Here is a 25,481-nt window from a genome sequence, read left to right as displayed (position 1 = left end):
GGGTGATTAGCTCAGCTGGGAGAGCACCTCCCTTACAAGGAGGGGGTCGGCGGTTCGATCCCGTCATCACCCACCACTTCGGGTCGTTAGCTCAGTTGGTAGAGCAGTTGACTTTTAATCAATTGGTCGCAGGTTCGAATCCTGCACGACCCACCAATGTAAAAAGGCGCCCTAAAGGCGCCTTTTTGCTATGCGCAATTCTTGACGATTCGAACCTGCTGCAGGTTCGTGTCGAACGTAGTGAGACAACGGAGCCGCTTGCGGCGACGGCCCGCAGGGCGAGCGAAGCGAGTCATCCTGCACGACCCACTTTCTTAGGCCTCATCCCCGGCAAATGCTTCTTTCCGTTATGTTAAGCCGCGATTAAAATCCACCGGAGTACGCTGTATTTTTACAGATGGACTCAGGAGAGATTTTAAACGTGAAAAAAGTGGTATTAAGCGCGATGATTTTTGCGCTCGGGGGCTGCGCTGACCTCGGCCGCGTCGGGATGCATCCTGACGTCAGGACAGCCTCTTTCTCAGCGCCCAAGTCTGACATTGAAAACTGTCTTTATTCGTCTGTGTCCAGGGTACATCTTTCCATTTCGAGAGACGACCCTCTCGCCGGCGGAACCGACAGGTTCAATCTGCTGGATCGGAGCGACGAAAAGGTCGCCTGGGTTGAACTCTCCTCAGTCAGCCGTAAAAGCACGGCGATGAGCGTCTACTACGCGCCGCACTCTGCGGAGATAAAAAAAGCAGTGGATGCCGTCATCACCCGCTGCCGGGCAGAGTTTGACTGATTTCAGGTCCATTAAACAGAAAGGCTGATATGTCATACAGGCAATTTATCTGCTGCACTGCAGCCCTGATGCTGGTTCTGAGCTATTTCATTCTCCCGCGCGTGCTTGAGGGCGTTAAAAAAAATCCGGACATCGATTACATGATGGCGCATCCGGACAGGGCATTTGATACCTACAGCGAATGTAAGAAGCAGGTCGCCGATGCCGACCGCTGCTACAACGCCTACAGCGCGGCGGTACTACTGGCAGAAACGTCAAGCTGTACGCCGTCTGGCATCGAGCGTAAACGCAAATTCAAGCGTCTGACGGAACACGCCAGTAATGAGACTATTGAGCAGGAAATCGCCAGGGCGTGCCCTGCTTCCCCGCCCGTCGGGTCAAAACCCTGATTGCACTCAAAAACCGATTCCCGTATAACAGCAGCTACCGAGGGGTGTCCTGTCCGGACTGAGATGGCGTAAGCCGAACCCTTTGAACCTGATCTGGGTTATGCCAGCGAAGGGACGGAGCGGCTTTACGGCCGCGACAGCCTGTTCACGCCTCTGCGCACCCGGATCTCCGCTTATTCTTCTGGAGGTTCCGTGACTGTTCCCGCTTTTACCGACGGTTTTTATGGCCGCCTGCGCCAGCGCTCCCGCGACTGGCAGGCCTACGTTGAGCACGATTTTCTCCGCCAGCTGGCCGACGGCAGACTGCCGCAGCGGGCGTTTCGCCGCTACCTGACCCAGGACTATCTGTTTCTGATCCACTTCGCCCGCGCCTATGCCCTGCTGGTCAGCAAGCTGCGCACGCTGCCGGAGATGCGCGCCGCCGCCGCGTCGCTGGGCGGCATTCTCGCCGAGCTGCCGCTGCACGTCGGCTACTGCGAAGCGTGGGGGCTGAGCGAGGCGGAGATGGCGGCCGAACCGGAGGCGGCGGAAACCATCAACTACACCCGCTATGTGCTGGATATTGGGCACTCGGGCGATGCGCTGGATTTGATGGTCGCCCTGATGCCCTGCGTGGCGGGCTACGCCGAAATTGGCCTGCGCCTGCTGCACGACCCGCAGACCCGCTTTGAGGGCAATCCCTACGCCGACTGGATCCGCAATTACGGCAACGAAGAGTACCTGCGCGGCGTCAGCGCGTCCCTGAATCTGCTGGAGAGCCTGTGGCAGCAGCGCGGCGGCGACGCCAGAGTGGATGAACTGTGCGAAACCTTTAATACCGCCGCCCGGCTGGAGGCCGACTTCTGGCAGATGGGGCTGAACGCCGCCGGTAGCGCAGCATGAGCGCGCCCGGTATTGAGGTCAATGATCTCAGCCTACGCTTCGGCGAGCGGGAAATTTTCAGCCGCCTGAACTTCGCCATCCGGGGCGGCGAATGGGTCTCGCTGCTCGGCGCCAGCGGCTGCGGTAAAACCAGCCTGCTGCGGATCGTCGCCGGGCTGGCGGCTCCGACATCGGGGACGGTGAGGGCCAGCGACGGCGGGCCGCTCGCCGCCCGGCTGGCGTGGATGGGGCAGCGGGATCTGCTCTATCCGTGGCTGAGCGTGCGCGATAACGTGGCGCTGGGCTCGCGCCTGCGCGGTGAGAAAGTCGATGGCGGCCGGGTAAACGATCTGCTGGCCCGCGTCGGCCTCGCGGAGTACGCCGATGCTCAGCCAGCCGCCCTCTCCGGCGGGATGCGCCAGCGGGCGGCGCTGGCCCGCACTCTGTATGAAGACCGGCAGGTGGTGCTGATGGATGAGCCCTTCTCGGCGCTGGACGCCATTACCCGCACCCGCATTCAGACCCTGGCGGCGGAGCTGCTGGCGGACCGCACCGTGCTGCTGGTAACCCACGATCCGCTGGAGGCCTGCCGCCTGAGCCACCGCCTGCTGGTGCTCTCGCCGCCGCTGGGCATTGATGACAGCCACCGCCTTGCCGGCGCGCCGCCCCGCGCGCCGGACGAGCCGGCCCTGCTGGCGAGCCAGGCCCGGCTGCTGCGCCAGCTGGCGGGGGGCGAACAGTGAACCGCTTCCCGCTGCGCGGCGCCATCGTGTTCTGCGGCCTGCTGCTGGTCTGGCAGCTGCTGACGCTCACCGGCATTCCCGCCTTTCTGCTGCCCTCCCCCGCCGCCGCCGCCGCCGCGCTGTGGAACAACTGCGGCTATCTGGCGGAGCACGGGCTGATTACCCTCAGCGAGATCCTTACCGGCCTGCTGCTGGGCTCCCTGCTCGGCGTCGCCCTGGCGCTGGCGATGATCCTCTATCCCCGCCTGCAGCGCTGGCTGATGCCGCTGGTCCTCACCAGCCAGGCGATACCGGTATTCGCCCTCGCGCCGCTGCTGGTGCTGTGGCTGGGGTTCGGCATGAGCGCCAAGGTGGCGATGGCGGTGCTGGTTATTTTCTTTCCGGTCACCTCCTCGTTCTTCGACGGCCTGCGGCGGGTCAGCGGCGACTATCTCGATTTGGCCCGCACGATGGGCGCCTCACGGCTCGCGCAGCTGCGCCACGTCCGCCTGATGGCGGCCCTGCCCGCGCTCGGCTCCGGGCTGCGGATGGCGGCGGCGGTGGCTCCCATCGGCGCCATTATCGGCGAGTGGGTCGGCTCCTCCGGCGGGCTGGGGTACGTGATGATTAACGCCAACGCCCGGCTGCAGACCGATGTCTGCTTCGCGGCGCTGTTTATTTTAGTGCTGATGACCGTCCTGCTGTGGCTGGCGGCGGACGCCCTGCTTAACCGGCTGATCGCCTGGTCGCCGGAATGATCCATTAAGGAAAATACGATGCGTAAATATGCAGTTACTGCTCTGCTGCTGGTCGCCGCCTTCGGCGCGCGGGCGGCGGATAACATCACCCTGGTGCTGGACTGGTATATCAACCCGGATCACGCTCCGATTATGGTCGCCGATCAAATCGGCGCCTTTAAAGAGGCGGGCCTTGATGTGACCATTGTCCCGCCGTCGGACCCGGCGCTGCCGCCGCGTCTGGTGGCCGCCGGCAAGGCAGATCTGGCGATCACCTATCAGCAGCAGCTCTACTTCTTCGCCCAGGACAGGCTGCCGCTGGTGCGCGTTGGCACGCTGGTGGATACCCCGCTCGACACGATCATTACCCTCGATAAAAGCATCAAAACGCCCGCCGACCTGAAGGGCAAGCGGGTCGGCTACTCCATCGGCGGCACCGAGGGCGCGACGCTGGATACCATCGCCAGGCACGTCAACCTCGACCCGAAAAGCATTCAAACGGTGAACGTCAACTTCCAGCTCACCAGCGCCCTGCTGGCCGGGCAGGTTGACGCTATCCTCGGCGGCTACCGCAATATCGAGGCGGTGGAGCTCGCCCTGCAGGGGAAAGATCCGCAGGTGATGCACGTTGAGGATTACGGTATTCCCGCCTACGACGAACTGGTCATCGTCGCCAACCGCGATGAGGCCAGCGCGCCGAAGATTAAGAAGTTCCTCGCCGCGCTGGAAAAAGGCGTCAACTACCTGCGCGCCCACCCGCAGGAGAGCTGGCAGGCCTTCGCGAAAGCGCACCCGGAGCTGAATACCGAACTCAACAAGCAGGCATGGTTCAAAACCGTGCCGCTGTTCGCCGCGCACCCCGCCGCGCTTGACCGCAGCCGCTATGAGGCCTACGGCCGCTTCCTCCTCGACAATAAGCTGATTAAAACCCTGCCGCCGGTGGACGACTACGCCATCGAACTCAAATAGCGGCTACGACCGGTAGAGCGGGTCGTGAACGCGGGCGCGGGTCAGGACCTGCGCCTCGCGGGCGACCACGTCCCACAGCGCCTGGGCGGCGGTGGAGAGCGAGCGGTTTTTGCGCCGGGCGAGCATCAGCTGGCGCTCTACTACCGGCGCCAGGCGCTTGACCACCAGCCGGCTGCCCTGGGGCAGCGGCAGCGCCAGGGCGGGCAGAATGCTGATGCCGATCCCGGCCTCGACCATCGGAAACAGCGTCGCCGGATGGCCGATCTCCTGCACGATGCTGGCGGCAATCCGGTGCTTTTCCAGCGCCGCATCGATCAGCGGACGGCTGCCGGAGGCGTAGTCCTGCAGCACCAGGCGGCTGCCCTGCAGGGCCTGCCACGGCACGCTGGCCATAGCGGCGAAGGGATGATCCTCGCGGCAGAGCAGAAAGAACGGCTCGGAGAGCACCGCCTCGCAGGCCAGGTCGCTCACCGCCCCGGGATCGATAACGATGCCGAAGTCCACTTCGCCCTGGCGAATGCTCTCCAGCACCCACTGCTGGGGGCGGTCGTGGAGCACGAAGTCGATGTCCGGATACTGCCGGCCGCTGGCGGCAATGCACTGGGGAATGAGGTGCGCGGAGATAGTCTGGCTGGCGGCGACCCGCACGGTGCCAGTCAGCTGCTGGCCGACGCGCCCGGCGTCGCGCAGGGTGCTGTTCAGCTCGTCGAGCAGCCGCTCCAGCCTGCCCGCCAGCTGCTGGCCCGCTTCGGTGAGCACCACTTCGCGGGTGGTTCTGTCCAGCAGGCGCACGCCGGTCTGGTGCTCAAGCTCTTTGACGCTGTGGCTTACCGCCGACTGGCTGAGGCCGATTATCTCGCCGGCCCGGCTGAAGCTGCGGGCGCGGGCGACGGTAACGAAGACTTTAAGCTGACGCAGGGAGTAATTCATCTGTTTTATTCATAGATGGATGCAATAAATCAATTTTATTTCTCAAAGTGGAAAAAGCACAATAGCCGCATCGATTTCCAGGAGCGTTTATGAAACTTTTCCGTATTCTCGATCCCTTTACACTCACTCTGGTCACCGTGGTTCTGCTGGCCTCCTTCTTTCCGGCGCGCGGCGCCTTCGTGCCGTTTGTCGAAGGGCTGACCACCGCCGCTATCGCCCTGCTGTTCTTTATGCACGGCGCCAAGCTCTCCCGCGAAGCGATTATCGCCGGCGGCAGCCACTGGCGGCTGCACCTGTGGGTGATTTGCAGCACCTTCGTCGTATTCCCGATCCTCGGCGTGCTGTTTGCCCGCTGGGCGCCGGTCAATGTCGACCCGGCCCTCTACAGCGGCTTCCTCTACCTGTGCATTCTGCCCGCCACGGTGCAGTCGGCGATTGCCTTTACCTCAATGGCCGGCGGCAACGTCGCGGCGGCGGTATGCTCGGCGTCGGCCTCCAGCCTGCTGGGGATTTTTGTGTCGCCGGTGCTGGTGGGGCTGCTGATGCACCTCCACGGCGCGGAAGCCAGCCTTGAGCAGGTGGGGAAAATCATGCTGCAGCTGCTGCTGCCGTTTGTGCTCGGCCACCTGTCACGGCCGTGGATCGGCAACTGGGTGGCGCGCAATAAGAAGTGGATCGGTAAAACCGACCAGGCGTCGATCCTGCTGGTCGTCTACTCGGCGTTCAGCGAGGCGGTAGTGAACGGCATCTGGCATAAAGTCGGCGCCGGATCGCTGCTGTTTATCGTGGTCGTCAGCTGCATTCTGCTGGCCATCGTTATCGCCATCAACGTCTTCGTGGCCCGCCGGTTCGGTTTTAATAAGGCGGATGAGATTACGATTGTCTTCTGCGGGTCGAAGAAGAGCCTGGCCAACGGCATCCCGATGGCCAATATTCTCTTCCCGACGTCAATGATAGGCATGATGGTGCTGCCGCTGATGATTTTCCACCAGATCCAGCTGATGGTCTGCGCGGTGCTGGCCCGCCGCTATAAGCGCCAGACCGAGGCGCTGCAGGCCGAGGCCCGCGCTGCCGACAGCCGCGAGGCGAAGGCCTAGCGGCGCTTGAGGGGCTGAACCAGATGGCTCAGCCCTTCGGTTTTGATCAGCAGCGTAATCGCCATCAGCTCGCCGAGCCGCCCGGCGGGAAACTCGTCCTTGCGGGCAAACCACAAAAGATACTCTTCCGGCAGGTCAATCAGCATCCGCCCCTTGTATTTGCCAAAGGGCATTTCGGTGTTGGCTATCTCGATAAGCTGCTCTTTTTCCACCTTTACGCTCCCAGCAGGCGCAGCATTTCGGCTTCGTCGATCACCTCAATGCCCAGCTCCTGCGCTTTCACAAGCTTAGAGCCTGCGGCTTCCCCGGCGATCACCAGGTCCGTTTTCTTCGATACGCTGCCGGCGACTTTCGCCCCCAGCTCAACCAGCCGCGCTTTGGCATCGTCGCGGGACATCTGGCTGAGGCTGCCGGTCAGCACCACGGTTTTGCCGGCGAACGGGCTGTCTATCTCATCGGCGTTAATCACCACCGGCGCGGGCCAGCGGACGCCTTCAGCCTGCAGCTGATGGATAACGTCGAGGTTGCTCTCTTCAGCAAAGAAGTTGAAGACGTGGGTTGCCACTACGATGCCGACGTCGGGCACCTTCTGCAGGTCGTCAATGGAGGCGGCGGTCAGCGCCTCCAGCGAGCCGTAGTGGGCCGCCAGGCCGGCGGCGGTCGCCTCTCCCACCTCGCGGATGCCCAGCGCGTAGAGGAAGCGGGCAAAGGTGGTCTCTTTCGATTTCTCCAGCGCGTTGACCACGTTCTGCGCCGACTTCGGCCCCATGCGGTCGAGGCCGGTCAGCTTACCGGCGCTCAGGCGAAACAGATCGGCGGGCGTGTGGACGTACTCTTTTTCCACCAGCTGGTCGATAATTTTGTCGCCCATGCCGTCAACGTCCAGCGCCCGGCGGGAGACGAAGTGCTTGAGCGCCTCTTTACGCTGGGCGCCGCAGATCAGGCCGCCGGTGCAGCGGGTGACCGCCTCGCCTTCAACGCGCTCGACGTCGGAGCCGCAGACGGGGCAGTGGGAAGGAAACTCCACCGGGCGGGTGTCGTCCGGACGCTCGGAGAGCACCACGTTGACCACCTGCGGGATCACGTCCCCGGCGCGGCGAATGACCACCTTATCGCCGATGCGCAGGCCGAGGCGCTCAATTTCATCGGCGTTGTGCAGGGTGGCGTTGCTGACCAGCACGCCCGCCACCTGGACCGGCTCAAGGCGGGCAACCGGCGTGATGGCGCCGGTGCGCCCCACCTGGAACTCAACGTCGCGCACGAAGGTCATCTGCTCCTGGGCCGGGAATTTAAAGGCGGTCGCCCAGCGCGGCGCGCGGGCGACGAAGCCCAGCTGCTCCTGCAGCTCAAGCGAGTCCACTTTAATCACTACGCCGTCGATATCAAAACCCAGGGTCGGGCGGTCCTCTTCGACTTTATGATAGTAAGCGAGCACTTCCTCCGGCGTATCGCAGAGCTTCACCCGGTCGCTGACCGGCAGGCCCCAGGCCTTAAACTGCTGCAGGCGGGCCATATGGCTGCCCGGCAGCTCGCCGCCCTCCAGAATGCCGACGCCGTAGCAGAAGAAAGTGAGCGGCCGCTTCGCGGTGATGCGCGGATCGAGCTGGCGCAGCGAGCCCGCCGCCGCGTTGCGCGGGTTGGCAAACACTTTGCCGCCGGTGCGCCGCGCATCGTCGTTGATCTTCTCGAAGCCCGCCTGGGGCAGAAACACTTCGCCGCGCACTTCAAAGCGCGCCGGGATGTTGTCGCCCCGCAGCTTCAGCGGAATGGCGCGGATGGTGCGCACGTTGCTGGTGATGTCCTCGCCGGTAGTGCCGTCGCCGCGGGTCGCGGCCTGCACCAGCACGCCGTTTTCGTAGAGGATGCTTACCGCCAGGCCGTCGAGCTTCAGCTCGCAGCAGTAGGTCAGCGCATCGGTGCTTTTCAGCCGATCCTGCACCCGCTTGTTGAAGGCGAGAAAGCTCTCTTCATCAAAAACGTTGTCCAGCGACAGCATCGGCACCTCGTGGCGCACCTGGCTGAAGGCCGTCAGCGGCGAGGCCCCGACGCGCTGGGTCGGGGAGTCCGGCGTCACCAGCTCGGGGTGCGCCTCTTCCAGCGCGCGCAGTTCGCGCATCAGGCGGTCGTATTCGGCGTCCGGCACTTCCGGGGCGTCCATAACGTGGTACAGATACTCGTGATGGCGAAGCGCGGTTCGCAGGTCGGTAAGCTGTTGTTCGATTGAGTGCATAGTCTTTCACCACCAATGATAAAAAACCCCCGACTGGCGGGGGTTCTGAAAAAACGGTTACAGCAGAGGGCCGTCAGGCGTTGGCCTCTTTGACCTCGCGGATGCGGTCCTGGTACTCGCGCACCTTCTGCGGGGTGATCATCCGGCGCTGGTCGTCCAGCACCACGCCGCCCACTTCGTCGGCAATGTACTGGGCGGACTGCAGCATCAGCTTGAAGTTTTGCAGCTCGTCGCCGAAGGAAGGCACCTGCATAAAGATAGTGACGCCCGGCGTCTGCATCTCCGCCATGCTCTCCGGATCGAAGGTGCCCGGCTTGACCATGTTGGCGAGGCTGAACAGCGACGGGCCGCCGCCGCCCGGATTGAGGTGGCGGTGATAGATGTTCATGTCGCCGAAGACGAAACCGGCCTGCTCGATGCTGTTGCGCAGCAGTTCGCCGTTGATGAATGACCCCTGATGGGCGGCGACGCTGAGCACCACCACGGTTTCCGCGCGCTCTTTCTTAACCGGCTTCGGCTCTTCCGCAGGCGGCGCGACGGGCTCAGGCTGCTGAGGGACCGGCTGTGGCTCTACGGGCTGTAGTGGAGCGCACGGTACGGGCCGGAAAGCCGGCTCCGGCTGCTGCGGGGGAACCTGAGGCTGCTGCACAGGCTGCTGCGGCTGAGCGGGCTGCTGCGGCTGAGCGGGCTGCTGCGGCTGAGCGGGCTGCTGCGGCTGAGCGGGCTGCTGCGGCTGCTGAACGGGCTGCGGCTGCACCGGCGCCTGGCGCGGCGGCTCTTCATAGCGCTGGGGCTGCGGTTCGCGGCGCGCAGGCTGCGGAGCCTGACGTTCGTAAGGTGGCTGATACTGGTGCTGAGGCTGACGAGGCGCTTCATGCTCCCCGCTGCCCGCGCTCTGGACAGGCTGTGTCCGGTGAACGCGAACTTCACCTACGCTATCAACATCATCTTCGTCGAAGTCGTCATCCGACTCGTCGCCGTCGCGAGAGCGCATCCGCTTCAGCGGACGATCGCGGAACATGGAAGAACGCTCTTTGCGGCTGGTCCAGAAACCGTGTACCAGCAGCGCAATTATGGCTATCGCGCCAACGATGATTAATATCAGACGCAAATCCTGCATCATTATATTCTCTGTTGTTCTAACACCTTGCCACCACGGCAAACATTTACTCACTAAGAGTATTTGTCCATTACGTCAAGTGCAAGTGCGGACCAGAAATTCACAGCATAAAGATGAACTAAAACCACCTTTATGCTGCTTTTTCGACCATTTCTTAACTGGTTATTGCCTGACAAATCGATAATATAGTCGCGCATTGCTCAGGGTATTAAAAAGGAGTACCTCCTGATTATGGTAACACCGACCTCCCCCGCGCCGCGCAGCGGCGTGTATTACTTTTCGCAGGGCTGGCAACTCATCGGCCTGCCCGGCATTCGCCGCTACGTCTTTTTGCCTCTGCTGGTTAACGTCATTCTGATGGGCGGCGCATTCTGGTGGCTGTTCAGCAAACTGGGCGAGTGGATCCCGGCGATGATGAGCCACGTGCCCGCCTGGCTGCAGTGGCTTGACTATCTGCTGTGGCCGGTGGTCGTTATCTCAATATTATTAGTGTTCGGCTACTTTTTTTCGACCATCGCTAACATCATCGCGGCCCCCTTCACCGGCCTGCTGGCGGAACAACTTGAAGCGCGCCTGACTGGGGCGACGCCGCCCGATACCGGCATCCTGGGCATGATGAAAGATCTGCCGCGCATTATGAAGCGCGAGTGGCAGAAGATGGCGTGGTATCTGCCCCGGGCCATCGCGCTGCTTATCCTCTATTTTATTCCCGGCATCGGTCAGACCGTCGCCCCGGTGCTGTGGTTCCTGTTCAGCGCCTGGATGATGGCCATCCAGTACTGCGATTATCCGTTCGATAACCATAAAGTTCCGTTTAAGACCATGCGCCTGGCGCTGCGGACGCAAAAAGTGATGAACATGCAGTTCGGCGCGCTGACCAGCCTGTTCACAATGATCCCTGTCCTCAATCTGGTGATCCTGCCGGTAGCGACCTGCGGTGCGACGGCCATGTGGGTTGACTGCTATCGCGGTAAGCACGCCCTCTGGAAGTAACGTATACATTTGTAAAAGTGGCGCGGCTTATACCGCGCCTTATTCCATACTGATAACCTTTATTTCACATCAGCATATCGATATGCGAAATCTTTCCTTCCGCACGAAGATCATCCGCGTATGCTGATGGCATTCCCAAATTTCAGACAGTTAAGGACGGGCTATGAGTAAGATTTTTGAAGATAATTCCCTGACGATCGGTCATACGCCGCTGGTTCGACTGAACCGCATCGGTAATGGACGCATTCTGGCAAAGGTGGAGTCGCGCAACCCAAGCTTTAGCGTTAAATGCCGTATCGGTGCCAACATGATTTGGGACGCAGAAAAACGCGGCGTGCTGAAGCCGGGGGTTGAGCTGGTCGAGCCGACCAGCGGCAACACCGGTATTGCGCTGGCCTATGTGGCGGCGGCGCGCGGCTATAAGCTGACCCTGACTATGCCGGAAACCATGAGCATCGAGCGCCGCAAGCTGCTGAAGGCGCTGGGCGCGAACCTGGTCCTGACGGAAGGTGCCAAGGGCATGAAGGGCGCTATCCAGAAGGCGGAAGAGATTGTCGCCGGCGATCCGGAAAAATACCTGCTGCTGCAGCAGTTCAGCAACCCGGCCAACCCGGAAATTCATGAAAAAACCACCGGCCCGGAGATCTGGGAAGATACCGACGGCCAGGTTGATGTGTTTATTGCCGGCGTCGGCACCGGCGGTACGCTGACCGGCGTGACCCGCTACATCAAAAACACCAAAGGTAAAAAAGATCTCATCAGCGTTGCCGTTGAACCGACCGACTCCCCGGTTATCGCCCAGGCGCTGGCCGGGGAAGAGATCAAGCCCGGCCCGCATAAGATTCAGGGCATCGGCGCCGGCTTTATCCCCGGTAACCTCGATCTGAAGCTGATCGATAAAGTTATCGCCATCAGCAACGAAGAGGCTATCTCTACCGCCCGCCGCCTGATGGAAGAGGAAGGCATTCTCGCCGGTATCTCCTCCGGCGCCGCCGTGGCCGCCGCCCTCAAGCTGCAGGAAGATGAAGCCTTTACCAATAAGAATATTGTGGTTATCCTTCCCTCCTCGGGTGAGCGTTATCTGAGCACCGCGCTGTTTGCCGATCTCTTCACGGAAAAAGAACTGCAACAGTAGTGCCAGACTGTAAAAATCGCGTAAAAAAGCACCCATAAGGGTGCTTTTTTGTGGCGTTCATCATACTTTTGGCTCACCTGGCATTGCCTCATCCGCGCGGGTCTGGTATTTAACCTGTCAATTATTTCGATGCGCGAAATTAATCATCGTTTGATTTGCCTCTGCTGAATCGATTATATGATTTGGTTCAAATCTGGCTTTCGCTGCATAATGTTTAATGATGAGTCATACGTCTCCTGGTCAGAATCGTTACTCAGGATTTGCTCTGACCCTCTGCGTCGACGTTGTCCATACCGACGCTGACTATACTGACCCGAATGCCGCCGTCAGGTAGCGTTCTGGTTCCACAACACTAAACCTATAAGTTGGGGAAATATAATGTTCCAGCAAGAAGTTACGATTACCGCTCCGAACGGCCTGCACACCCGCCCTGCTGCTCAGTTTGTTAAAGAAGCGAAAGGCTTCACCTCTGAGATCACCGTGACCTCCAACGGCAAAAGCGCCAGCGCTAAGAGCCTGTTCAAACTGCAGACGCTGGGCCTGACTCAGGGCACAGTGGTAACCATCTCCGCAGAAGGTGAAGACGAACAGAAAGCAGTTGAGCATCTGGTAAAACTGATGGCAGAACTCGAGTAAGTTCGCGAGTTCCTTTAAGAATCAGTCAAAAGTAAGGTAGGGTTATGATTTCAGGCATTTTAGCATCCCCGGGTATCGCTTTCGGCAAAGCACTGCTGCTGAAAGAAGATGAAATTGTCATCGACCGGAAGAAAATTTCTGCCGACAGCGTCGACGAGGAAGTTGAGCGTTTCATAGACGGTCGCGCCAAAGCCTCCGCGCAGCTCGAAGCTATCAAAACGAAAGCAGGTGAGACGTTCGGTGAAGAAAAAGAAGCCATCTTCGAAGGCCACATCATGTTGCTGGAAGATGAGGAGCTGGAGCAGGAAATCATAGCCCTGATTAAAGATAAGCACATGACTGCTGATGCAGCAGCCAATGAGGTTATCGAAGGCCAGGCCACTGCCCTGGAAGAGCTGGACGATGAGTACCTGAAAGAGCGTGCCGCTGACGTGCGCGATATCGGTAAGCGCCTGCTGCGCAACATCCTCGGCCTGAACATTATCGATCTGGGCGCCATTCAGGATGAAGTTATCCTCGTCGCCAAAGATCTTACCCCGTCCGAAACCGCACAGCTGAACCTGAAGAAGGTGCTGGGTTTCATCACTGATATCGGCGGCCGCACCTCCCACACCTCGATCATGGCCCGCTCTCTGGAGCTGCCGGCTATCGTGGGCACCGGTAACGTCACGTCCGAAGTGAAGAACGGTGATTACCTGATCCTCGATGCGGTTAACAACAAGGTCTACGTTAACCCGACCAACGACGAGATTGAAACCCTGCGCAGCGCGCAGGCTCAGGTCGCCGAAGAAAAAGCTGAACTGGCGAAGCTCAAAGATCTGCCGGCCATTACTCTCGATGGTCATCAGGTTGAAGTGTGCGCTAACATCGGCACCGTGCGCGATATCGACGGCGCAGAGCGCAACGGCGCGGAAGGCGTGGGTCTGTACCGCACCGAGTTCCTGTTCATGGACCGCGATGCCCTGCCGACGGAAGAAGAGCAGTTTGCAGCCTACAAAGCCGTGGCAGAAGCCTGCGGCTCCCAGGCGGTGATTGTCCGCACCATGGACATCGGCGGCGATAAAGAGCTGCCGTACATGAACTTCCCGAAAGAAGAGAACCCGTTCCTCGGCTGGCGCGCTATCCGCATCGCCATGGATCGTAAAGAGATCCTCCGCGACCAGGTGCGCGCTATCCTCCGGGCCTCCGCGTTCGGCAAGCTGCGCATCATGTTCCCGATGATCATCTCCGTGGAAGAAGTCCGCGCCCTGCGCAAAGAGATTGAAGCTTACAAGCAGGAACTGCGCGACGAAGGCAAAGCGTTTGATGAAGCCATCGAGATTGGCGTGATGGTGGAAACCCCGGCGGCAGCAACCATCGCCCGCCACTTAGCCAAAGAAGTAGATTTCTTTAGTATCGGAACCAATGATTTAACGCAATATACTCTGGCAGTTGACCGTGGTAATGATATGATCTCACATCTTTACCAGCCGATGTCACCGTCTGTCCTTAACCTGATTAAGCAAGTTATTGATGCTTCTCATGCTGAAGGCAAGTGGACTGGCATGTGTGGTGAGCTTGCGGGCGACGAACGTGCTACACTTCTGTTGCTGGGTATGGGTCTGGACGAGTTCTCAATGAGTGCCATTTCCATCCCGCGCATCAAGAAGATTATCCGTAACACGAACTTCAAAGATGCGAAGGTTTTAGCAGAGCAGGCTCTTGCTCAACCGACAACGGACGAGTTAATGACGCTGGTTAACAAGTTCATTGAAGAAAAAACAATCTGCTAATCCACGAGATGCGGCCCAAATTACTGCTTAGGAGAGAAGGCTAATGGGGTTCTTAAGTAAACTTTTCGGTGACAAAGGTAATAGTGATACCGGAACCATTGAGATCATTGCTCCACTGTCTGGCGAAATCGTCAACATTGAAGACGTGCCCGATGTCGTTTTTGCTGAAAAAATCGTTGGCGATGGTATTGCAATCAAGCCGACCGGCAACAAAATGGTTGCTCCGGTTGACGGAACTATCGGTAAGATCTTTGAAACTAACCACGCGTTCTCTATCGAGTCCGACAGCGGCATTGAGCTGTTTGTCCACTTCGGTATTGATACCGTTGAGCTGAAGGGCGAAGGCTTCAAGCGCATCGCCGAAGAAGGCCAGCGCGTTAAGGTTGGCGATCCGGTTATCGAATTCGATCTGCCGCTGCTGGAAGAGAAGGCCAAGTCTACCCTGACGCCGGTTGTTATCTCCAACATGGACGAGATCAAAGAGCTGACCAAACTTTCTGGCAGCGTGACCGTTGGCGAAACGCCGGTGATCCGCATCAAAAAGTAAGCAGCAGCTGAGATAAAAAATGGCGCCGGGTGGCGCCATTTTTGTTTGCATTACGCGGGCAGGATCAGCTCGTCGTAGCCTTTTTCCAGGGTGTGGCGCATCACCTCAACCACTCTGTCTCCCGCCGCCTGTACCGCGTCCGCCAGTTTGTCGCCTTTTACTACGGCGCTGATAAGCTCCGAGCAAAACAGATCGCCGGTCCCCTTCAGATCGGTCTCTACCCGCGGCCAGCCGAAGATATTAACGCTGTCGGCGGTCACCAGCACCACGTGGATGTCGTTATCGCCGGGCACCGGCGCGCTGGTAATCGCCACCCACTTCAGCGTTTCTGAAAGCAGGCTTTTCGCCGCCGCAATGGCATTCTCCATCGTGTCGCAGGGCTTGCCGCTCAGCACGCCAAGCTCAAACACGTTCGGCGTGATCCCCTGGGCCAGCGGCAGCAGATGCCGGCTGTAGGCCTCGGGAATTTCCGGCTTCACGTAGATGCCGCTGTCGGTATCGCCAATTACCGGATCCACGAGGATAACCAGCTCCGGATGGCTTTCCCGCAGCGCCTTAAGCCACTGCGCCAGTAGCGCAATCTGGCTGGCGCTGCCCATATAGCCGCTGGTAACCGCCTTTAACGTGCGGATCGCATCGCGCTCCTCCAGCGCCCGCAGGTAGCCGCTGAACCAGTCGTCCGGAATGATACCGCCGTAAATCGTTTCATAATGCGGGGTATTGCTGAACAATACGGTCGGCACCGCCAGCACGTTCAGGCCGCGCTGCCTGATGTTCGGTACCGCCACGCTGTTGCCCACGCTGCCATATACCACTTGCGATTGCACAGCGACAATATCCGCCTGCTGCGCCCGGGTTTTGTCCCGGAATAGAATCATTTCCATGGCCGTTAGATCCCCGCCCCCTGACTGTAACTCTCTTCACCAAAAACACCGGTAGACAGATAGCGGTCGCCGCGATCGCAAATAATCGCTACCACCACCGCGCCCGGATGCGATGTTGCCACCCGCAGCGCGCCTGCTACCGCACCTCCGGAACTGACGCCGCAGAAGATACCCTCCCGCACCGCCAGTTCGCGCATGGTATTCTCCGCTTCGCGCTGGTGAATATCCATGACCTCATCCACTAAAGCGGCGCTGAAGATGCCCGGCATGTACTCGGCGGGCCAGCGGCGGATGCCGGGAATGCTGCTGCCCTCTTCCGGCTGCAGGCCGACGATGGTGACCGCTTTCGGCTGTTCGCGCAGAAAGCGCGACACGCCGGTAATGGTGCCGGTGGTGCCCATGCTGGAGACGAAGTGGCTGATGCGCCCGCCGGTCTGCCGCCAGATCTCCGGCCCGGTGGTGGTGTAGTGCGCGTAAGGGTTGTCGGGATTGTTGAACTGATCGAGCAGCCGGCCTTCGCCGCGCGCCGCCATGGCCTCGGCCAGGTCGCGGGCGCCTTCCATTCCCTGCTCTTTGCTGACCAGAATAAGCTCGGCGCCGTAGGCGCGCATGGCGGCCCGCCGCTCAATGCTCATGTTGTCCGGCATCAGCAGCTTCATACGGTAGCCCTTCAGCGCGGCGATCATCGCCAGCGCAATGCCGGTATTGCCGCTGGTGGCCTCAATCAGCACGTCGCCGGGCTTAATTTCACCGCGTTTCTCCGCTTCGACGATCATCGATAGCGCCGCGCGGTCCTTCACGGAACCCGCCGGATTGTTGCCTTCAAGCTTGAGCCAAATTTCGCTGCCGTTGTCCGGCCCCATACGCTGGAGTCTGACCAGCGGCGTATTGCCGATGGTATCCTGGAGTGTTTTCACTGTTTTCGCCCAATAAAAAGCCGGGTGGCGCTTCGCTTACCCGGCCTACAAAGTGACATTTGCTGTCGTGATAACGATATCGGGTAAAACTATCAGGCGGTTTGCGCCAGAGCAAGCTCCTCGCGACGTTCAATCTGCACCGGGGCATCGGCGCGGTTCTCAATCCGCTGCTGGGCGTTGTAAAGGCGGGCGTGCTGCAGGCCTACGAACAGCCGCTCGCCGCGCTGCGGCGCGTCGTCGCGCATCACCACGGTGAGGGGGTCGTCGTACCAGCCCAGCGGCTGCACGACCAGCTGGGTGTAATGGCCTTTGGGGCTGGCCTCCAGCACCTCTACCGGCAGCGGCGAGTCGAGGCTGGTGCGACGGCTGATGTCCACTTCCCACGGGCGCAGGAAGAGATCGACCGGCCCCTGGTAAGCGGGCGTATAGCCCAGCGGCCAGCGGTGGGCCCCGACATGGAACTGTCCGCCGCGCACTTCGCCCTTGAGGCGGTTCACTTCGCCCATAAACTCCAGCACGAAGCGGGTGGCCGGGTCGCGCCACACCTGCTCCGGTTCATCCACCTGCTCAATGTTGCCCTGGCTCATCACCACCACGCGATCGGCGACTTCCATCGCCTCTTCCTGGTCGTGGGTAACGAACACGCTGGTAAACTTCAGCTCTTCGTGCAGCTGGCGCAGCCAGCGACGCAGCTCTTTGCGCACTTGGGCATCCAGCGCGCCGAAGGGCTCATCAAGCAGCAGGATCTGCGGCTCAACGGCCAGGGCGCGGGCCAGCGCCACGCGCTGCTTCTGGCCGCCGGAGAGCTGGGCCGGGTAGCGCTCTGCGAGGTGGGCAAGCTGCACCATCTCCAGCAGGCGGGTCACTTTCGCCTTAATGGCGGCGGCGTCGGGACGCTCGCGCCGCGGCAGCACCGTCAGGCCAAAGGCGATGTTGTCGAACACCGTCATGTGGCGAAACAGGGCGTAGTGCTGAAACACGAAGCCCACTTTGCGGTCGCGGGCGTGCAGGCGGCTGACGTCGGTGCCGTGAAAGCGGATCTGGCCGCTGGTCTGGTGCTCCAGCCCGGCGATAATGCGCAGCAGCGTGGTTTTACCCGAGCCCGACGGGCCGAGCAGCGCCACCATCTGGCCCGAGGGAATATCCAGCGAGATGTCATTCAGCACCTGGGTGCGGCCAAACGATTTTTTAATGTTGACGATCTCAATGCTCATGTTGCTTCTCCTGCCGCGCGCGTTTCTCCTGGTTCTCCAGGCGCCACTGCAGCATGCTCTTCAAAAACAGGGTCAGAATGGCCATCAGGGTCAGCAGGGCCGCGGCGGTGAAGGAGCCCACGGTGTTATAGTCCTGCTCTAATAATTCAATTTGCAGCGGCAGCGACAGCGTCTCGCCGCGAATGGAGCCGGAGACCACCGACACCGCGCCGAACTCGCCGATGGCGCGGGCGTTGGTCAGCACCACGCCGTAGAGCAGCGCCCAGCGGATGTTGGGCAGCGTCACCCGGCGGAACATCTGCCAGCCGGAGGCGCCCAGCAGGATCGCCGCTTCGTCTTCGTTGCTGCCCTGGCTCAGCATCACCGGCACCAGCTCGCGCACCACAAACGGACAGGTGACAAAGATAGTCGCCAGCACCATGCCAGGCCAGGCAAACATAATCTGGATATTGTGGGCGTCCAGCCACGGGCCGATGGGGCCGTTGGCGCCGTAAAACAGCAGGTAAACCAGCCCCGCCACCACCGGCGAGACGGCAAACGGAATATCCAGCAGGGTCAGCAGCAGCTGGCGGCCGGGGAAGGTGAAGCGCGTCACCAGCCACGCCAGCAGAGTGCCGAACACCAGGTTCACCGGCACGGTGATAAGGGCAATCATCACCGTCAGCCAGATGGCGTGCAGCATGTCCGGATCGGCGAGGTTGTTGAGCACCGGCATCAGCCCTTTGCTGAAGGCCTGGACGAAGATATAGATCATCGGCACCAGCAGGATAAAGGTCGAGACCAGCATCCCGGTGCCTATCAGGAACCATTTTCCCCAGTTAATGCGGGGCGCGTCATAGCGTTTCAATTGCGTAACTTCCGCCATCAGTGACCTACCACCCGCCGCCCGAAGCGGCTTTGCAGCGTATTAATCGAGAACAGCAGCAGCAGCGAGGCCGCCAGGATCACCGAAGCAATGGCGCTGGCCGCCGGGTAGTCGAACTGCTGCAGGTTGACGAAGATCATCAGCGAGGTGACTTCGGTCTTCCAGGCAATGTTGCCGGCGATAAAAATCACCGCGCCGAACTCGCCGAGGCTGCGGGTAAACGACAGGGCGATGCCCGCCAGCAGCGCCGGGTAGAGTTCCGGCAGTACCACCTTGCGAAAGCTCTGCAGCCGCGTGGCGCCGAGGGTTTCCGCCGCCTCTTCATACTCCGGCCCCAGCTCCTCCAGCACCGGCTGTACGGTGCGCACCACGAAGGGAATGCTGGTAAAGGCCATCGCCACCGCGATGCCGAGCCAGGTATAGGTCACTTTGATATCAAACTTCGCCAGCCACTCGCCGTAGAAGCCGTTGACCGAAAACAGCGAGGCCAGGGTCAGGCCCGCCACCGCGGTCGGCAGGGCGAAGGGTAAATCCATCAGCGCGTCAAGCAGCGTGCGCCCCGGAAAGCGGTAGCGGGTAAGGATCCATGCCATCAGCAGGCCGAAAACGCCGTTGAAAATCGACGCCACAAAGGCCGACAGCAGCGTGACCTTGTAGGCCGCCACCACCTGCGGATTGGCGATCACCTGCCAGTACTGCGCCCAGCTCATCTGCGAGAGCTGGATAACCAGCGCGCTCAGCGGCAGCAGCAGGATCAGGCAGACGAACAGCAGGCTGGTGCCGAGGCTCAGGCTGAAGCCCGGCAGCACCCGCTTGGTAGAGACTGCAAACATTACTTATGCCCCGCCGCCAGCAGCTTATCCAGCTCGCCGCCGCTGGCGAAGTGGACCTTCATCACTTCCGGCCAGGAGCCAAACTGATCTTCCACCCGGAACAGTTCGGTCTGCGGGAATTTGTCCTTCAGCTTCTCCATCACCTGCGGGTTGTTCACCCGGTAGTAGAAATCGGTGATGGTGGTCTGCGCCTGCGGCGTATAGAGCCAGTTCAGATAGGCCTTCGCCGCCTTTTCGGTGCCCTTCGCCTTAACGTTCTTATCGACCCAGGCCACCGGGAACTCCGCCAGAATATTGGTTTTCGGCACCACGACCTCGAATCCCTGGTCCTCATACTGCTTGCGGATGTTGTTCACTTCGGATTCAAAGGTGATCAGCACGTCGCCCAGCCCGCGCTCGACGAAGGTGGTGGTGGCCCCGCGTCCGCCGGTATCAAACACTTCGACGTTTTTCAGGAACTGGGTCATAAACTGCTCGGTTTTGGCCTTGTCGTTGCCGTCGGCCTTCGCCGCCGCGCCCCACGCCGCCAGATAGGTATAGCGGGCGTTGCCGGAGGTTTTCGGGTTCGGGAAAATCAGCTTCACGTCCGGGCGCACCAGGTCGCTCCAGTCGTGGATATTCTTCGGGTTGCCCTTGCGCACCAGAAACGCCATGGTGGAGTAGAACGGCGAGCTGTTGTTCGGCAGGCGGCTCTGCCAGTCGGCCGGGATCAGGTTGCCCTTGTCGTGCAGGATCTGCACGTCGGTGACCTGATTGTAGGTGACGACATCGGCCTTCAGGCCCTGGAGGATCGCCAGAGCCTGCTTGGAGGAACCGGCGTGGGACTGCTTGATGGTCAGCTTATCGCCGCCGTTGTCCTTCGCCCACTGCTGTTCAAACTGCGGGTTCAGCGCCGCAAACAGCTCGCGGGAGACGTCGTACGAGCTGTTCAACAGCTCCGTTGCCTGCGCCTGGGCCATCAGCAGCAGCGCGCCTATGGCCAGCGTTCCTTTTTTCAGTGAGTTAACAACCATCGCGCACCCTTATAAATGTGATGACTATCTTATGATCATAATATTTATAACGAGGAGCAAAGCTGTAACGGTTTTATATACCGTTTGGTGATTTGGAAGTTAAAAACAGAATAAGAAAGAGAGTGACATCGGAGGTGCAGCCCGGAAGCGATTTTCCGGGCTAAAACGCAGGGGAACCTACAGCTTCAGCAGCCTGTCGAGAGACGGCGCGAAGTAGTAGCTGCCAGTGACCGGCCGGGTGAAGCGCAGCATGGCGTCGCGCTTGCCGTCGGTATCACCAAACATGCTCAGCAGCTGCTGCTCGATGTTGTGCAGACGGGCGCAGTAGGCGCAGAACATCAGGCCGTGCGTGCCGCTGGCGGTCCCGTAGGGCAGGCTCTGGCGAACAATTTTCAGGCCCTTACCGTCCTCTTTAAGATCGACGCGGGTCAGGTGCGAGGTGACCGGGCGCGCGTCGCCGTCAATCTCTTGGTTGGCGGCTTTGGTGCGGCCAATCATCATCTCCTGATCGTGCGTGCTCATGCGGTTCAGCTGGTCGAGGTTGTGCTCCCAGCGCTGGACCAACACGTAGCTGCCGCCCGCGTCTTCACCGTCGGCGATAATCGCCACGCCGCGGCGGGTCTCTTCCCCGGTCGGATTTTCGGTGCCGTCGACGAAGCCGCTGAGGTCGCGGTCCTCCACCCAGCGGAAGCCGTGGATCTCCTGCTGAACCGCAATGGCGCCGCCGAAGGCCTCCAGCGCGGCCTGGGCAATCGAGAAGTTGATGTCGTGGCGCAGGGAGATAATGTGGATCAGCAGGTCGCACTGGGTGGCCGGCGCCAGGCCCTTACCGTAAGGGATAAAATTTTTCAGCTCCTGCGCGCCCGTCCCGCCGCTCAGCTGGCGCCACGCGTCGTGGCCAAAGGCCACCACGCCGCCGATGCCGGCCTCGGGATACTGGCTCTCAAAGGTTGCCAGCCGATCGGCGAAGACGCGGCTCGCTTCGCGCAGGGCGCTGACGTCGCCGCTGATGTTCGCTTCAATCCACACTGCCGCCCGACAGTGCTCCGGTAAGATACCGCTCTGAACCTGTGACATGGTTCCTCCTGAAATAACGATGCCGCGACAGCGCGGCATTTGATGGCGCGCATTGTACGCGCCTTTTCAGGCGGACAGCTTGTCCTGACGCAAAATTAGCGGCGCCAGATAATCTTGCTGACTTTCCAGGTTCTGAGGATGTCATCCGGCGGCATCAGCGCCTGCGGGCCGCTCCAGCTGCCGGTGAACAGGTAGCTGATGTGCTGGCTGCCTTTCGCTTTACACGCTACGCCGCCCGCATCGTCGCCCTGCCCTTTCTGGCAGTTATCAAAGGCTTTGCTGTAGATATCGCGAAACGGCGTGCCGATTTTAGTGCCGTCTTCGGCGGGGATGCCGCTGTCCATCACCTCAACGCGGCTGACGCTGCCCGACTCGCCGTTAATCACCAGCGCCACCTTATCCTCTTTCAGCGCTTCAAAATACTTCACGATGCTGCCATTGGCGGTTTTCATGCCGCTGCGCAGGCGGTAGCCGCCGCCGAGCGCGTCCTCAATCGCCTGCTCGTTGAGCGGCGTCGCGGCGGTCAGTTTGCCGACGCCCTGCTCCGTCACCTCGGCTGAAGAGCCGAACCAGTTCCACGGCCAGGCCGACGACCAGTTCACCGAACTGAGGGTAGAGCAGCCCGTCAGCGCCAGGGGCAGCGCGCAGAGCAGTAAACGCATAGGTTTCATTGCAGATCCTTTCTCCTTAAAACAACGCCTGTTGGAGTCCAAAAAGCGAAAAAAGTGCCGCTAATCTTGCACCGACGAGAAACAGGCCCGCAGCCGGCCGTCGGCCAGCAGCCACCAGAGGGCAAACGCATCGGCAATCGTCAGCAGCAGACCGGTCGCCGACAGCGGCTCTCCCGCCAGCCACAGCGCGGGCTGCCAGGCCAGCAGCAGCGTCTGGGCGGCCACCAGCAGCCAGCGCAGCGCGCGCCACAGGCGCGGAAACTGCTGGCGGCGTCCGCTGAGAAAAAAGGCCATCACCGCCGGGATGCCCGGCAGCAGGCCCAGCCAGAAGCCGTCGCTATCGGGGTAGAACAGCGCCAGCAGCGCGTCCCCCTGCTGGCGGGAGGCGGCGGCTACCGCGAACAGTACCCAGGTCCGCGCCTGCAGCAGCAGAATTAGCCAGAAGAGAACGGGCAGCCGCAGCCGCCCGTGTTGGTCATAATCGGCGGGAAGAAACTCAGTACTCTTCATCTTCGATCAGGCGCTTGCCCAGCAGCAGCGTATCGCTGTGCTCATAGCCCAGCCGCTCGTACATGCCCAGCACCATGTCGTTCTCTTCGCGCACCATGATGTTAATTTTCGGACAGCCGCGGGCGATAAGCTTTTTCTCCAGCCGGTTGAGCAGCGCGTTGGCGATACCGCGGCCGCGATACTCCGGATGGACGCCGAGATAATACGCCGAGCCGCGGTGGCCGTCATAGCCGCCCATCACGGTGCCCACCACTTCGCCGTTGACTTCGGCCACCAGAAAGAGGCTGACGTCGTGATGGATCTTGCGCTCAATATCCATCTCCGGATCGTTCCACGGACGCAGCAGATCGCAGCGCTCCCAAAGGGTAATCACCTCTTCAAAATCGGACTGGCGAAAAACGCGTATCTCCATGGTATTGCCCATCTTTTGGTGGTTAATAATCGGTGATTATGGCCCGAACGTGCGCAATATCCAATATCTGACGAAAAACAAGGCAAAAAATGGCATAATGCCGCCCTGTCATGTATTGAAATGAAAAGTAAAACAATTCTCATCTTCCAGGGTCGTAACCGAAAACGCGATACGATATAACACGTTGACCCATTACATTAACAACGCAATTCAGGCCGCATGAGCACTTTTAAACCCTTAAAAAAACTCGCATCGCGCCGTCAGGTGCTGAAAGCTGGCCTTGCCGCACTGACGCTGTCAGGCATGGCCGCCGCCTCCGCCAGGGAACAGACGCTGAAAACCAGCAACGGCCACAGCAAGCCCGCCGCAAAAAAAGCGGGGGCCAGGCGCATTGTGATGCTCGACCCCGGCCACGGCGGCATCGACAGCGGCGCTATCGGTCACCAGGGCTCGATGGAAAAGCACGTGGTGCTGGCGATCGCTAAAAACGTCCGCGCTCTGCTGCGCAGCCGCGGCATCGACGCCCGGCTGACCCGCACCAATGACACCTTTATTCCGCTGTATGACCGCGTAGAAATCGCCCACCAACACGGGGCCGATCTGTTTATGTCTATCCACGCGGACGGCTTTACTAATCCCAGCGCGGCGGGCGCCTCCGTCTTCGCGCTCTCTAACCGCGGCGCCAGTAGCGCCATGGCGAAGTATCTCTCCGACAAGGAGAACGCCGTGGACGAGCTGGCCGGCAAAAAGGCGCTCGATAAAGATCACCTTCTGCAGCAGGTGCTGTTCGATCTGGTCCAGACCGACACCATCAAAAACAGCCTGACGCTCGGCTCGCACATCCTCAAGCAGATAAAGCCGGTGCACAAGCTGCACAGCCGCAACACCGAACAGGCGGCATTCGTGGTACTGAAGTCGCCGTCCATTCCCTCGGTGCTGGTGGAAACCTCGTTCATCACCAATCCCGGCGAAGAGAAGCTGCTCGGCACCACGGCGTTTCGCCAGAAGATAGCCAACGCCATCGCTTCCGGGGTGATCAGCTACTTCCACTGGTTCGATAACCAGAAAGCCCACAGCAGGAAACGCTAATGAAGCCGGACGTTAACGTCGTTAAAGCCTTTCTGCTCGGCCTGCAGGATGACATCTGCGCGAAGCTGTCTGCCGTGGACGGCAGCGACTTTGTTGAGGACAGCTGGCAGCGCGAAGCCGGCGGCGGCGGGCGCAGCCGGGTGCTGCGCGACGGCGGCGTCTTTGAGCAGGCGGGCGTCAATTTCTCCCACGTCCACGGCGACAGTATGCCCGCATCTGCCACCGCCCACCGCCCGGAGCTGGCAGGCCGCAGCTTTGAGGCGATGGGCGTGTCGCTGGTGGTGCATCCGCACAATCCCTACGTGCCCACCAGCCACGCCAATGTGCGCTTTTTTATTGCCGAAAAGCCGGGCGCTGAACCGGTGTGGTGGTTCGGCGGCGGTTTCGATATGACGCCGTACTACGGCTTTGCAGAGGATGCCGTGCACTGGCACAGCGTCGCCCGCGATCTGTGCGCGCCCTTTGGCGATGACGTTTATCCGCGCTACAAAAAATGGTGCGATGACTACTTTTATCTCAAGCACCGCAACGAGCAGCGCGGCATCGGCGGCCTGTTTTTTGACGATCTTAATACCCCGGACTTCGACCGCTGCTTTGCCTTTATGCAGGCCGTCGGCCGCGGCTACTGCGAGGCCTACCTGCCTATCGTCGAACGTCGCCGGGCGCTGGCCTGGGGCGAGCGGGAGCGGGAGTTTCAGCTTTACCGGCGCGGGCGCTACGTGGAGTTCAATCTGGTGTGGGATCGCGGGACGCTGTTCGGGCTGCAGACCGGCGGGCGCACGGAGTCGATTCTGATGTCGATGCCGCCGCTGGTGCGCTGGGAGTACGGCTATCAGCCGGAAGAGGGCAGCCCGGAGGCTGCCCTGAGTGAGTTTATTAAGGTCAGGGAGTGGGTTCCCCCTCACCCCGGACCTCTCCCTACGGGGGCTGTCTCTTAGTCACATTTTTATTGAGAGATGGCGTAATAACCAAAAAAAACAATATGTTATGAATGTTGGTATAGTTCCGTTCACTATGGGAACTCCGCTTCTCTGTCAGGCTTTCTGCGGTGAACGTGTCAAGGGAGCTCACCGT

The 25,481-nt window shown here is 60.5% G+C and carries 28 protein-coding genes, 2 tRNA genes, 1 other RNA gene and 1 riboswitch; of the genes, 17 read left to right on the top strand and 14 right to left on the bottom strand.

The genetic code is table 11. The features are described 5' to 3' along the window. From ENGE1_RS24505 to ENGE1_RS24465, 9 genes are all read left to right on the top strand, one after another. Positions 1-76 (top strand) — tRNA-Val (locus ENGE1_RS24505). A gap of 4 nt (positions 77-80) precedes the next feature. Beyond that, positions 81-156, top strand: a tRNA-Lys gene (locus tag ENGE1_RS24500). A gap of 31 nt (positions 157-187) precedes the next feature. Continuing rightward, a non-coding RNA gene (locus tag ENGE1_RS24495) (RtT sRNA) lies at positions 188-312 on the top strand. 109 nt (positions 313-421) lie between these two features. Beyond that, positions 422-784: a hypothetical protein gene (locus tag ENGE1_RS24490; protein ID WP_072051217.1), complete on the top strand. Its 363-nt coding sequence runs from the start codon at positions 422-424 to the stop codon at positions 782-784. A 29-nt stretch (positions 785-813) separates the two neighbouring features. Beyond that, positions 814-1,173 (top strand): hypothetical protein, encoded by a 360-nt coding sequence (locus ENGE1_RS24485; RefSeq protein WP_146144456.1) that lies wholly within the window; start codon positions 814-816, stop codon positions 1,171-1,173. A gap of 30 nt (positions 1,174-1,203) precedes the next feature. After that, a riboswitch (TPP riboswitch) is annotated at positions 1,204-1,305 on the top strand. Between the two features lie 60 nt (positions 1,306-1,365). After that, the gene (locus tag ENGE1_RS24480) at positions 1,366-2,055 is read left to right on the top strand and encodes a TenA family protein (RefSeq protein WP_048254133.1); all 690 of its coding nucleotides are present in this window, start codon (positions 1,366-1,368) and stop codon (positions 2,053-2,055) included. Beyond that, positions 2,052-2,777: an ABC transporter ATP-binding protein gene (locus tag ENGE1_RS24475; protein ID WP_048254132.1), complete on the top strand. Its 726-nt coding sequence runs from the start codon at positions 2,052-2,054 to the stop codon at positions 2,775-2,777. Before ENGE1_RS24480 ends, ENGE1_RS24475 begins: the two co-directional genes overlap by 4 nt. After that, the gene (locus ENGE1_RS24470; RefSeq protein ID WP_048254131.1) at positions 2,774-3,514 is read left to right on the top strand and encodes an ABC transporter permease; all 741 of its coding nucleotides are present in this window, start codon (positions 2,774-2,776) and stop codon (positions 3,512-3,514) included. Before ENGE1_RS24475 ends, ENGE1_RS24470 begins: the two co-directional genes overlap by 4 nt. An 18-nt stretch (positions 3,515-3,532) precedes the next feature. Continuing rightward, complete coding sequence (locus tag ENGE1_RS24465; RefSeq protein ID WP_048254130.1) at positions 3,533-4,462, top strand: ABC transporter substrate-binding protein; 930 nt, start codon at positions 3,533-3,535, stop codon at positions 4,460-4,462. 3 nt (positions 4,463-4,465) lie between these two features. Here the strand turns inward: ENGE1_RS24465 and ENGE1_RS24460 are convergent, their stop codons facing one another. After that, on the bottom strand, positions 4,466-5,392 hold the full coding sequence (locus tag ENGE1_RS24460; RefSeq protein ID WP_048254129.1) for a LysR family transcriptional regulator: 927 nt from the start codon (positions 5,390-5,392) through the stop codon (positions 4,466-4,468). Positions 5,393-5,481: 89 nt separating this feature from the next. On the opposite strand from ENGE1_RS24460, the gene ENGE1_RS24455 reads away from it, so the two are divergent. Then, on the top strand, positions 5,482-6,489 hold the full coding sequence (locus ENGE1_RS24455) for a bile acid:sodium symporter family protein (protein ID WP_048254128.1): 1,008 nt from the start codon (positions 5,482-5,484) through the stop codon (positions 6,487-6,489). Here the strand turns inward: ENGE1_RS24455 and ENGE1_RS24450 are convergent. From ENGE1_RS24450 to zipA, 3 genes are all read right to left on the bottom strand, one after another. Continuing rightward, positions 6,486-6,701: a DUF3820 family protein gene (locus tag ENGE1_RS24450; RefSeq protein ID WP_043082613.1), complete on the bottom strand. Its 216-nt coding sequence runs from the start codon at positions 6,699-6,701 to the stop codon at positions 6,486-6,488. The two genes, ENGE1_RS24455 and ENGE1_RS24450, sit on opposite strands and share 4 nt — an antisense overlap. Positions 6,702-6,703: 2 nt before the next feature. Then, positions 6,704-8,719 (bottom strand): NAD-dependent DNA ligase LigA, encoded by a 2,016-nt coding sequence (gene ligA / locus ENGE1_RS24445; protein ID WP_043082612.1) that lies wholly within the window; start codon positions 8,717-8,719, stop codon positions 6,704-6,706. 73 nt (positions 8,720-8,792) lie between these two features. Next, positions 8,793-9,842, bottom strand: coding sequence for a cell division protein ZipA (gene zipA, locus ENGE1_RS24440; protein ID WP_064360851.1), 1,050 nt, complete (start codon positions 9,840-9,842; stop codon positions 8,793-8,795). A 228-nt stretch (positions 9,843-10,070) separates the two neighbouring features. On the opposite strand from zipA, the gene cysZ reads away from it, so the two are divergent. The 5 genes from cysZ (at position 10,071) to crr (ending at position 14,922) form a co-directional block, all read left to right on the top strand. Then, positions 10,071-10,832 carry a sulfate transporter CysZ gene (gene cysZ / locus ENGE1_RS24435; protein WP_043082610.1) on the top strand — a complete coding sequence of 254 codons (762 nt, stop codon included), beginning with the start codon at positions 10,071-10,073 and terminating at the stop codon, positions 10,830-10,832. A gap of 163 nt (positions 10,833-10,995) precedes the next feature. Next, positions 10,996-11,967, top strand: coding sequence for a cysteine synthase A (cysK, locus tag ENGE1_RS24430; RefSeq protein ID WP_043082609.1), 972 nt, complete (start codon positions 10,996-10,998; stop codon positions 11,965-11,967). Positions 11,968-12,345: 378 nt separating this feature from the next. Then, positions 12,346-12,603, top strand: a complete 258-nt coding sequence (gene ptsH, locus ENGE1_RS24425; protein ID WP_000487600.1) for a phosphocarrier protein Hpr — start codon at positions 12,346-12,348, stop codon at positions 12,601-12,603. Between the two features lie 44 nt (positions 12,604-12,647). Further along, positions 12,648-14,375 carry a phosphoenolpyruvate-protein phosphotransferase PtsI gene (ptsI, locus tag ENGE1_RS24420; RefSeq protein WP_043082608.1) on the top strand — a complete coding sequence of 576 codons (1,728 nt, stop codon included), beginning with the start codon at positions 12,648-12,650 and terminating at the stop codon, positions 14,373-14,375. A 43-nt stretch (positions 14,376-14,418) separates the two neighbouring features. After that, positions 14,419-14,922, top strand: a complete 504-nt coding sequence (gene crr / locus ENGE1_RS24415; RefSeq protein WP_043082607.1) for a PTS glucose transporter subunit IIA — start codon at positions 14,419-14,421, stop codon at positions 14,920-14,922. A gap of 50 nt (positions 14,923-14,972) precedes the next feature. Here crr and pdxK read toward each other — a convergent pair whose 3' ends face one another. The 10 genes from pdxK to ENGE1_RS24365 all read right to left on the bottom strand — a co-directional run bounded on the left by pdxK (position 14,973) and on the right by ENGE1_RS24365 (position 23,318). Beyond that, positions 14,973-15,806: a pyridoxine/pyridoxal/pyridoxamine kinase gene (gene pdxK / locus ENGE1_RS24410; RefSeq protein WP_043082606.1), complete on the bottom strand. Its 834-nt coding sequence runs from the start codon at positions 15,804-15,806 to the stop codon at positions 14,973-14,975. Positions 15,807-15,811: 5 nt separating this feature from the next. Further along, positions 15,812-16,723 (bottom strand): cysteine synthase CysM, encoded by a 912-nt coding sequence (gene cysM, locus ENGE1_RS24405; protein WP_043082605.1) that lies wholly within the window; start codon positions 16,721-16,723, stop codon positions 15,812-15,814. Between the two features lie 92 nt (positions 16,724-16,815). After that, positions 16,816-17,937, bottom strand: coding sequence for a sulfate/thiosulfate ABC transporter ATP-binding protein CysA (cysA, locus tag ENGE1_RS24400; protein ID WP_043082604.1), 1,122 nt, complete (start codon positions 17,935-17,937; stop codon positions 16,816-16,818). Continuing rightward, complete coding sequence (gene cysW / locus ENGE1_RS24395; RefSeq protein WP_048254126.1) at positions 17,927-18,802, bottom strand: sulfate/thiosulfate ABC transporter permease CysW; 876 nt, start codon at positions 18,800-18,802, stop codon at positions 17,927-17,929. Before cysW ends, cysA begins: the two co-directional genes overlap by 11 nt. Then, entirely contained in the window at positions 18,802-19,635 is an 834-nt protein-coding gene (cysT, locus tag ENGE1_RS24390) for a sulfate/thiosulfate ABC transporter permease CysT (protein ID WP_043082602.1), read from the bottom strand. The genes cysW and cysT overlap by 1 nt, the downstream gene beginning before the upstream one ends. Continuing rightward, the gene (locus ENGE1_RS24385) at positions 19,635-20,648 is read right to left on the bottom strand and encodes a sulfate ABC transporter substrate-binding protein (protein ID WP_048254125.1); all 1,014 of its coding nucleotides are present in this window, start codon (positions 20,646-20,648) and stop codon (positions 19,635-19,637) included. Before ENGE1_RS24385 ends, cysT begins: the two co-directional genes overlap by 1 nt. Positions 20,649-20,825: 177 nt before the next feature. Further along, entirely contained in the window at positions 20,826-21,725 is a 900-nt protein-coding gene (locus ENGE1_RS24380; RefSeq protein ID WP_048254124.1) for a Dyp-type peroxidase, read from the bottom strand. Positions 21,726-21,820: 95 nt separating this feature from the next. Further along, positions 21,821-22,396: an RpoE-regulated lipoprotein gene (locus ENGE1_RS24375; protein ID WP_043082599.1), complete on the bottom strand. Its 576-nt coding sequence runs from the start codon at positions 22,394-22,396 to the stop codon at positions 21,821-21,823. Positions 22,397-22,456: 60 nt separating this feature from the next. Beyond that, complete coding sequence (locus ENGE1_RS24370) at positions 22,457-22,906, bottom strand: DUF2919 domain-containing protein (protein WP_048254123.1); 450 nt, start codon at positions 22,904-22,906, stop codon at positions 22,457-22,459. Then, positions 22,893-23,318: a GNAT family acetyltransferase gene (locus ENGE1_RS24365; RefSeq protein WP_048254122.1), complete on the bottom strand. Its 426-nt coding sequence runs from the start codon at positions 23,316-23,318 to the stop codon at positions 22,893-22,895. Before ENGE1_RS24365 ends, ENGE1_RS24370 begins: the two co-directional genes overlap by 14 nt. 219 nt (positions 23,319-23,537) lie before the next feature. Here ENGE1_RS24365 and amiA point away from each other — a divergent pair, with 219 nt between their 5' ends. Next, positions 23,538-24,407, top strand: coding sequence for an N-acetylmuramoyl-L-alanine amidase AmiA (gene amiA / locus ENGE1_RS24360; RefSeq protein ID WP_043082596.1), 870 nt, complete (start codon positions 23,538-23,540; stop codon positions 24,405-24,407). Next, positions 24,407-25,345: an oxygen-dependent coproporphyrinogen oxidase gene (gene hemF / locus ENGE1_RS24355; RefSeq protein WP_048254121.1), complete on the top strand. Its 939-nt coding sequence runs from the start codon at positions 24,407-24,409 to the stop codon at positions 25,343-25,345. The genes amiA and hemF overlap by 1 nt, the downstream gene beginning before the upstream one ends. Positions 25,346-25,481 lie beyond the last annotated feature (136 nt).

Source organism: Pluralibacter gergoviae ATCC 33028 = NBRC 105706 (assembly GCF_001598855.1).
GTDB classification, from domain to species: domain Bacteria; phylum Pseudomonadota; class Gammaproteobacteria; order Enterobacterales; family Enterobacteriaceae; genus Pluralibacter; species Pluralibacter gergoviae.
Note: the sequence above shows the minus strand (reverse complement) of the source record. Positions and strands in the feature narration are given on the sequence as shown.

What these genes read in the sequence shown, in the direction of transcription:
- ENGE1_RS24485 (WP_146144456.1), top strand. Translation starts at nt 814, where the DNA reads ATGTCATACAGGCAATTTATCTGCTGCACTGCAGCCCTGATGCTGGTT.
- ENGE1_RS24475 (WP_048254132.1), top strand. Translation starts at nt 2,052, where the DNA reads ATGAGCGCGCCCGGTATTGAGGTCAATGATCTCAGCCTACGCTTCGGC.
- ENGE1_RS24465 (WP_048254130.1), top strand. Translation starts at nt 3,533, where the DNA reads ATGCGTAAATATGCAGTTACTGCTCTGCTGCTGGTCGCCGCCTTCGGC.
- ENGE1_RS24460 (WP_048254129.1), bottom strand. Translation starts at nt 5,392, where the DNA reads ATGAATTACTCCCTGCGTCAGCTTAAAGTCTTCGTTACCGTCGCCCGC.
- ENGE1_RS24455 (WP_048254128.1), top strand. Translation starts at nt 5,482, where the DNA reads ATGAAACTTTTCCGTATTCTCGATCCCTTTACACTCACTCTGGTCACC.
- ligA (WP_043082612.1), bottom strand. Translation starts at nt 8,719, where the DNA reads ATGCACTCAATCGAACAACAGCTTACCGACCTGCGAACCGCGCTTCGC.
- zipA (WP_064360851.1), bottom strand. Translation starts at nt 9,842, where the DNA reads ATGATGCAGGATTTGCGTCTGATATTAATCATCGTTGGCGCGATAGCC.
- cysZ (WP_043082610.1), top strand. Translation starts at nt 10,071, where the DNA reads ATGGTAACACCGACCTCCCCCGCGCCGCGCAGCGGCGTGTATTACTTT.
- cysK (WP_043082609.1), top strand. Translation starts at nt 10,996, where the DNA reads ATGAGTAAGATTTTTGAAGATAATTCCCTGACGATCGGTCATACGCCG.
- ptsH (WP_000487600.1), top strand. Translation starts at nt 12,346, where the DNA reads ATGTTCCAGCAAGAAGTTACGATTACCGCTCCGAACGGCCTGCACACC.
- ptsI (WP_043082608.1), top strand. Translation starts at nt 12,648, where the DNA reads ATGATTTCAGGCATTTTAGCATCCCCGGGTATCGCTTTCGGCAAAGCA.
- crr (WP_043082607.1), top strand. Translation starts at nt 14,419, where the DNA reads ATGGGGTTCTTAAGTAAACTTTTCGGTGACAAAGGTAATAGTGATACC.
- pdxK (WP_043082606.1), bottom strand. Translation starts at nt 15,806, where the DNA reads ATGGAAATGATTCTATTCCGGGACAAAACCCGGGCGCAGCAGGCGGAT.
- cysA (WP_043082604.1), bottom strand. Translation starts at nt 17,937, where the DNA reads ATGAGCATTGAGATCGTCAACATTAAAAAATCGTTTGGCCGCACCCAG.
- cysW (WP_048254126.1), bottom strand. Translation starts at nt 18,802, where the DNA reads ATGGCGGAAGTTACGCAATTGAAACGCTATGACGCGCCCCGCATTAAC.
- cysT (WP_043082602.1), bottom strand. Translation starts at nt 19,635, where the DNA reads ATGTTTGCAGTCTCTACCAAGCGGGTGCTGCCGGGCTTCAGCCTGAGC.
- ENGE1_RS24385 (WP_048254125.1), bottom strand. Translation starts at nt 20,648, where the DNA reads ATGGTTGTTAACTCACTGAAAAAAGGAACGCTGGCCATAGGCGCGCTG.
- ENGE1_RS24380 (WP_048254124.1), bottom strand. Translation starts at nt 21,725, where the DNA reads ATGTCACAGGTTCAGAGCGGTATCTTACCGGAGCACTGTCGGGCGGCA.
- ENGE1_RS24375 (WP_043082599.1), bottom strand. Translation starts at nt 22,396, where the DNA reads ATGAAACCTATGCGTTTACTGCTCTGCGCGCTGCCCCTGGCGCTGACG.
- ENGE1_RS24370 (WP_048254123.1), bottom strand. Translation starts at nt 22,906, where the DNA reads ATGAAGAGTACTGAGTTTCTTCCCGCCGATTATGACCAACACGGGCGG.
- ENGE1_RS24365 (WP_048254122.1), bottom strand. Translation starts at nt 23,318, where the DNA reads ATGGAGATACGCGTTTTTCGCCAGTCCGATTTTGAAGAGGTGATTACC.
- amiA (WP_043082596.1), top strand. Translation starts at nt 23,538, where the DNA reads ATGAGCACTTTTAAACCCTTAAAAAAACTCGCATCGCGCCGTCAGGTG.
- hemF (WP_048254121.1), top strand. Translation starts at nt 24,407, where the DNA reads ATGAAGCCGGACGTTAACGTCGTTAAAGCCTTTCTGCTCGGCCTGCAG.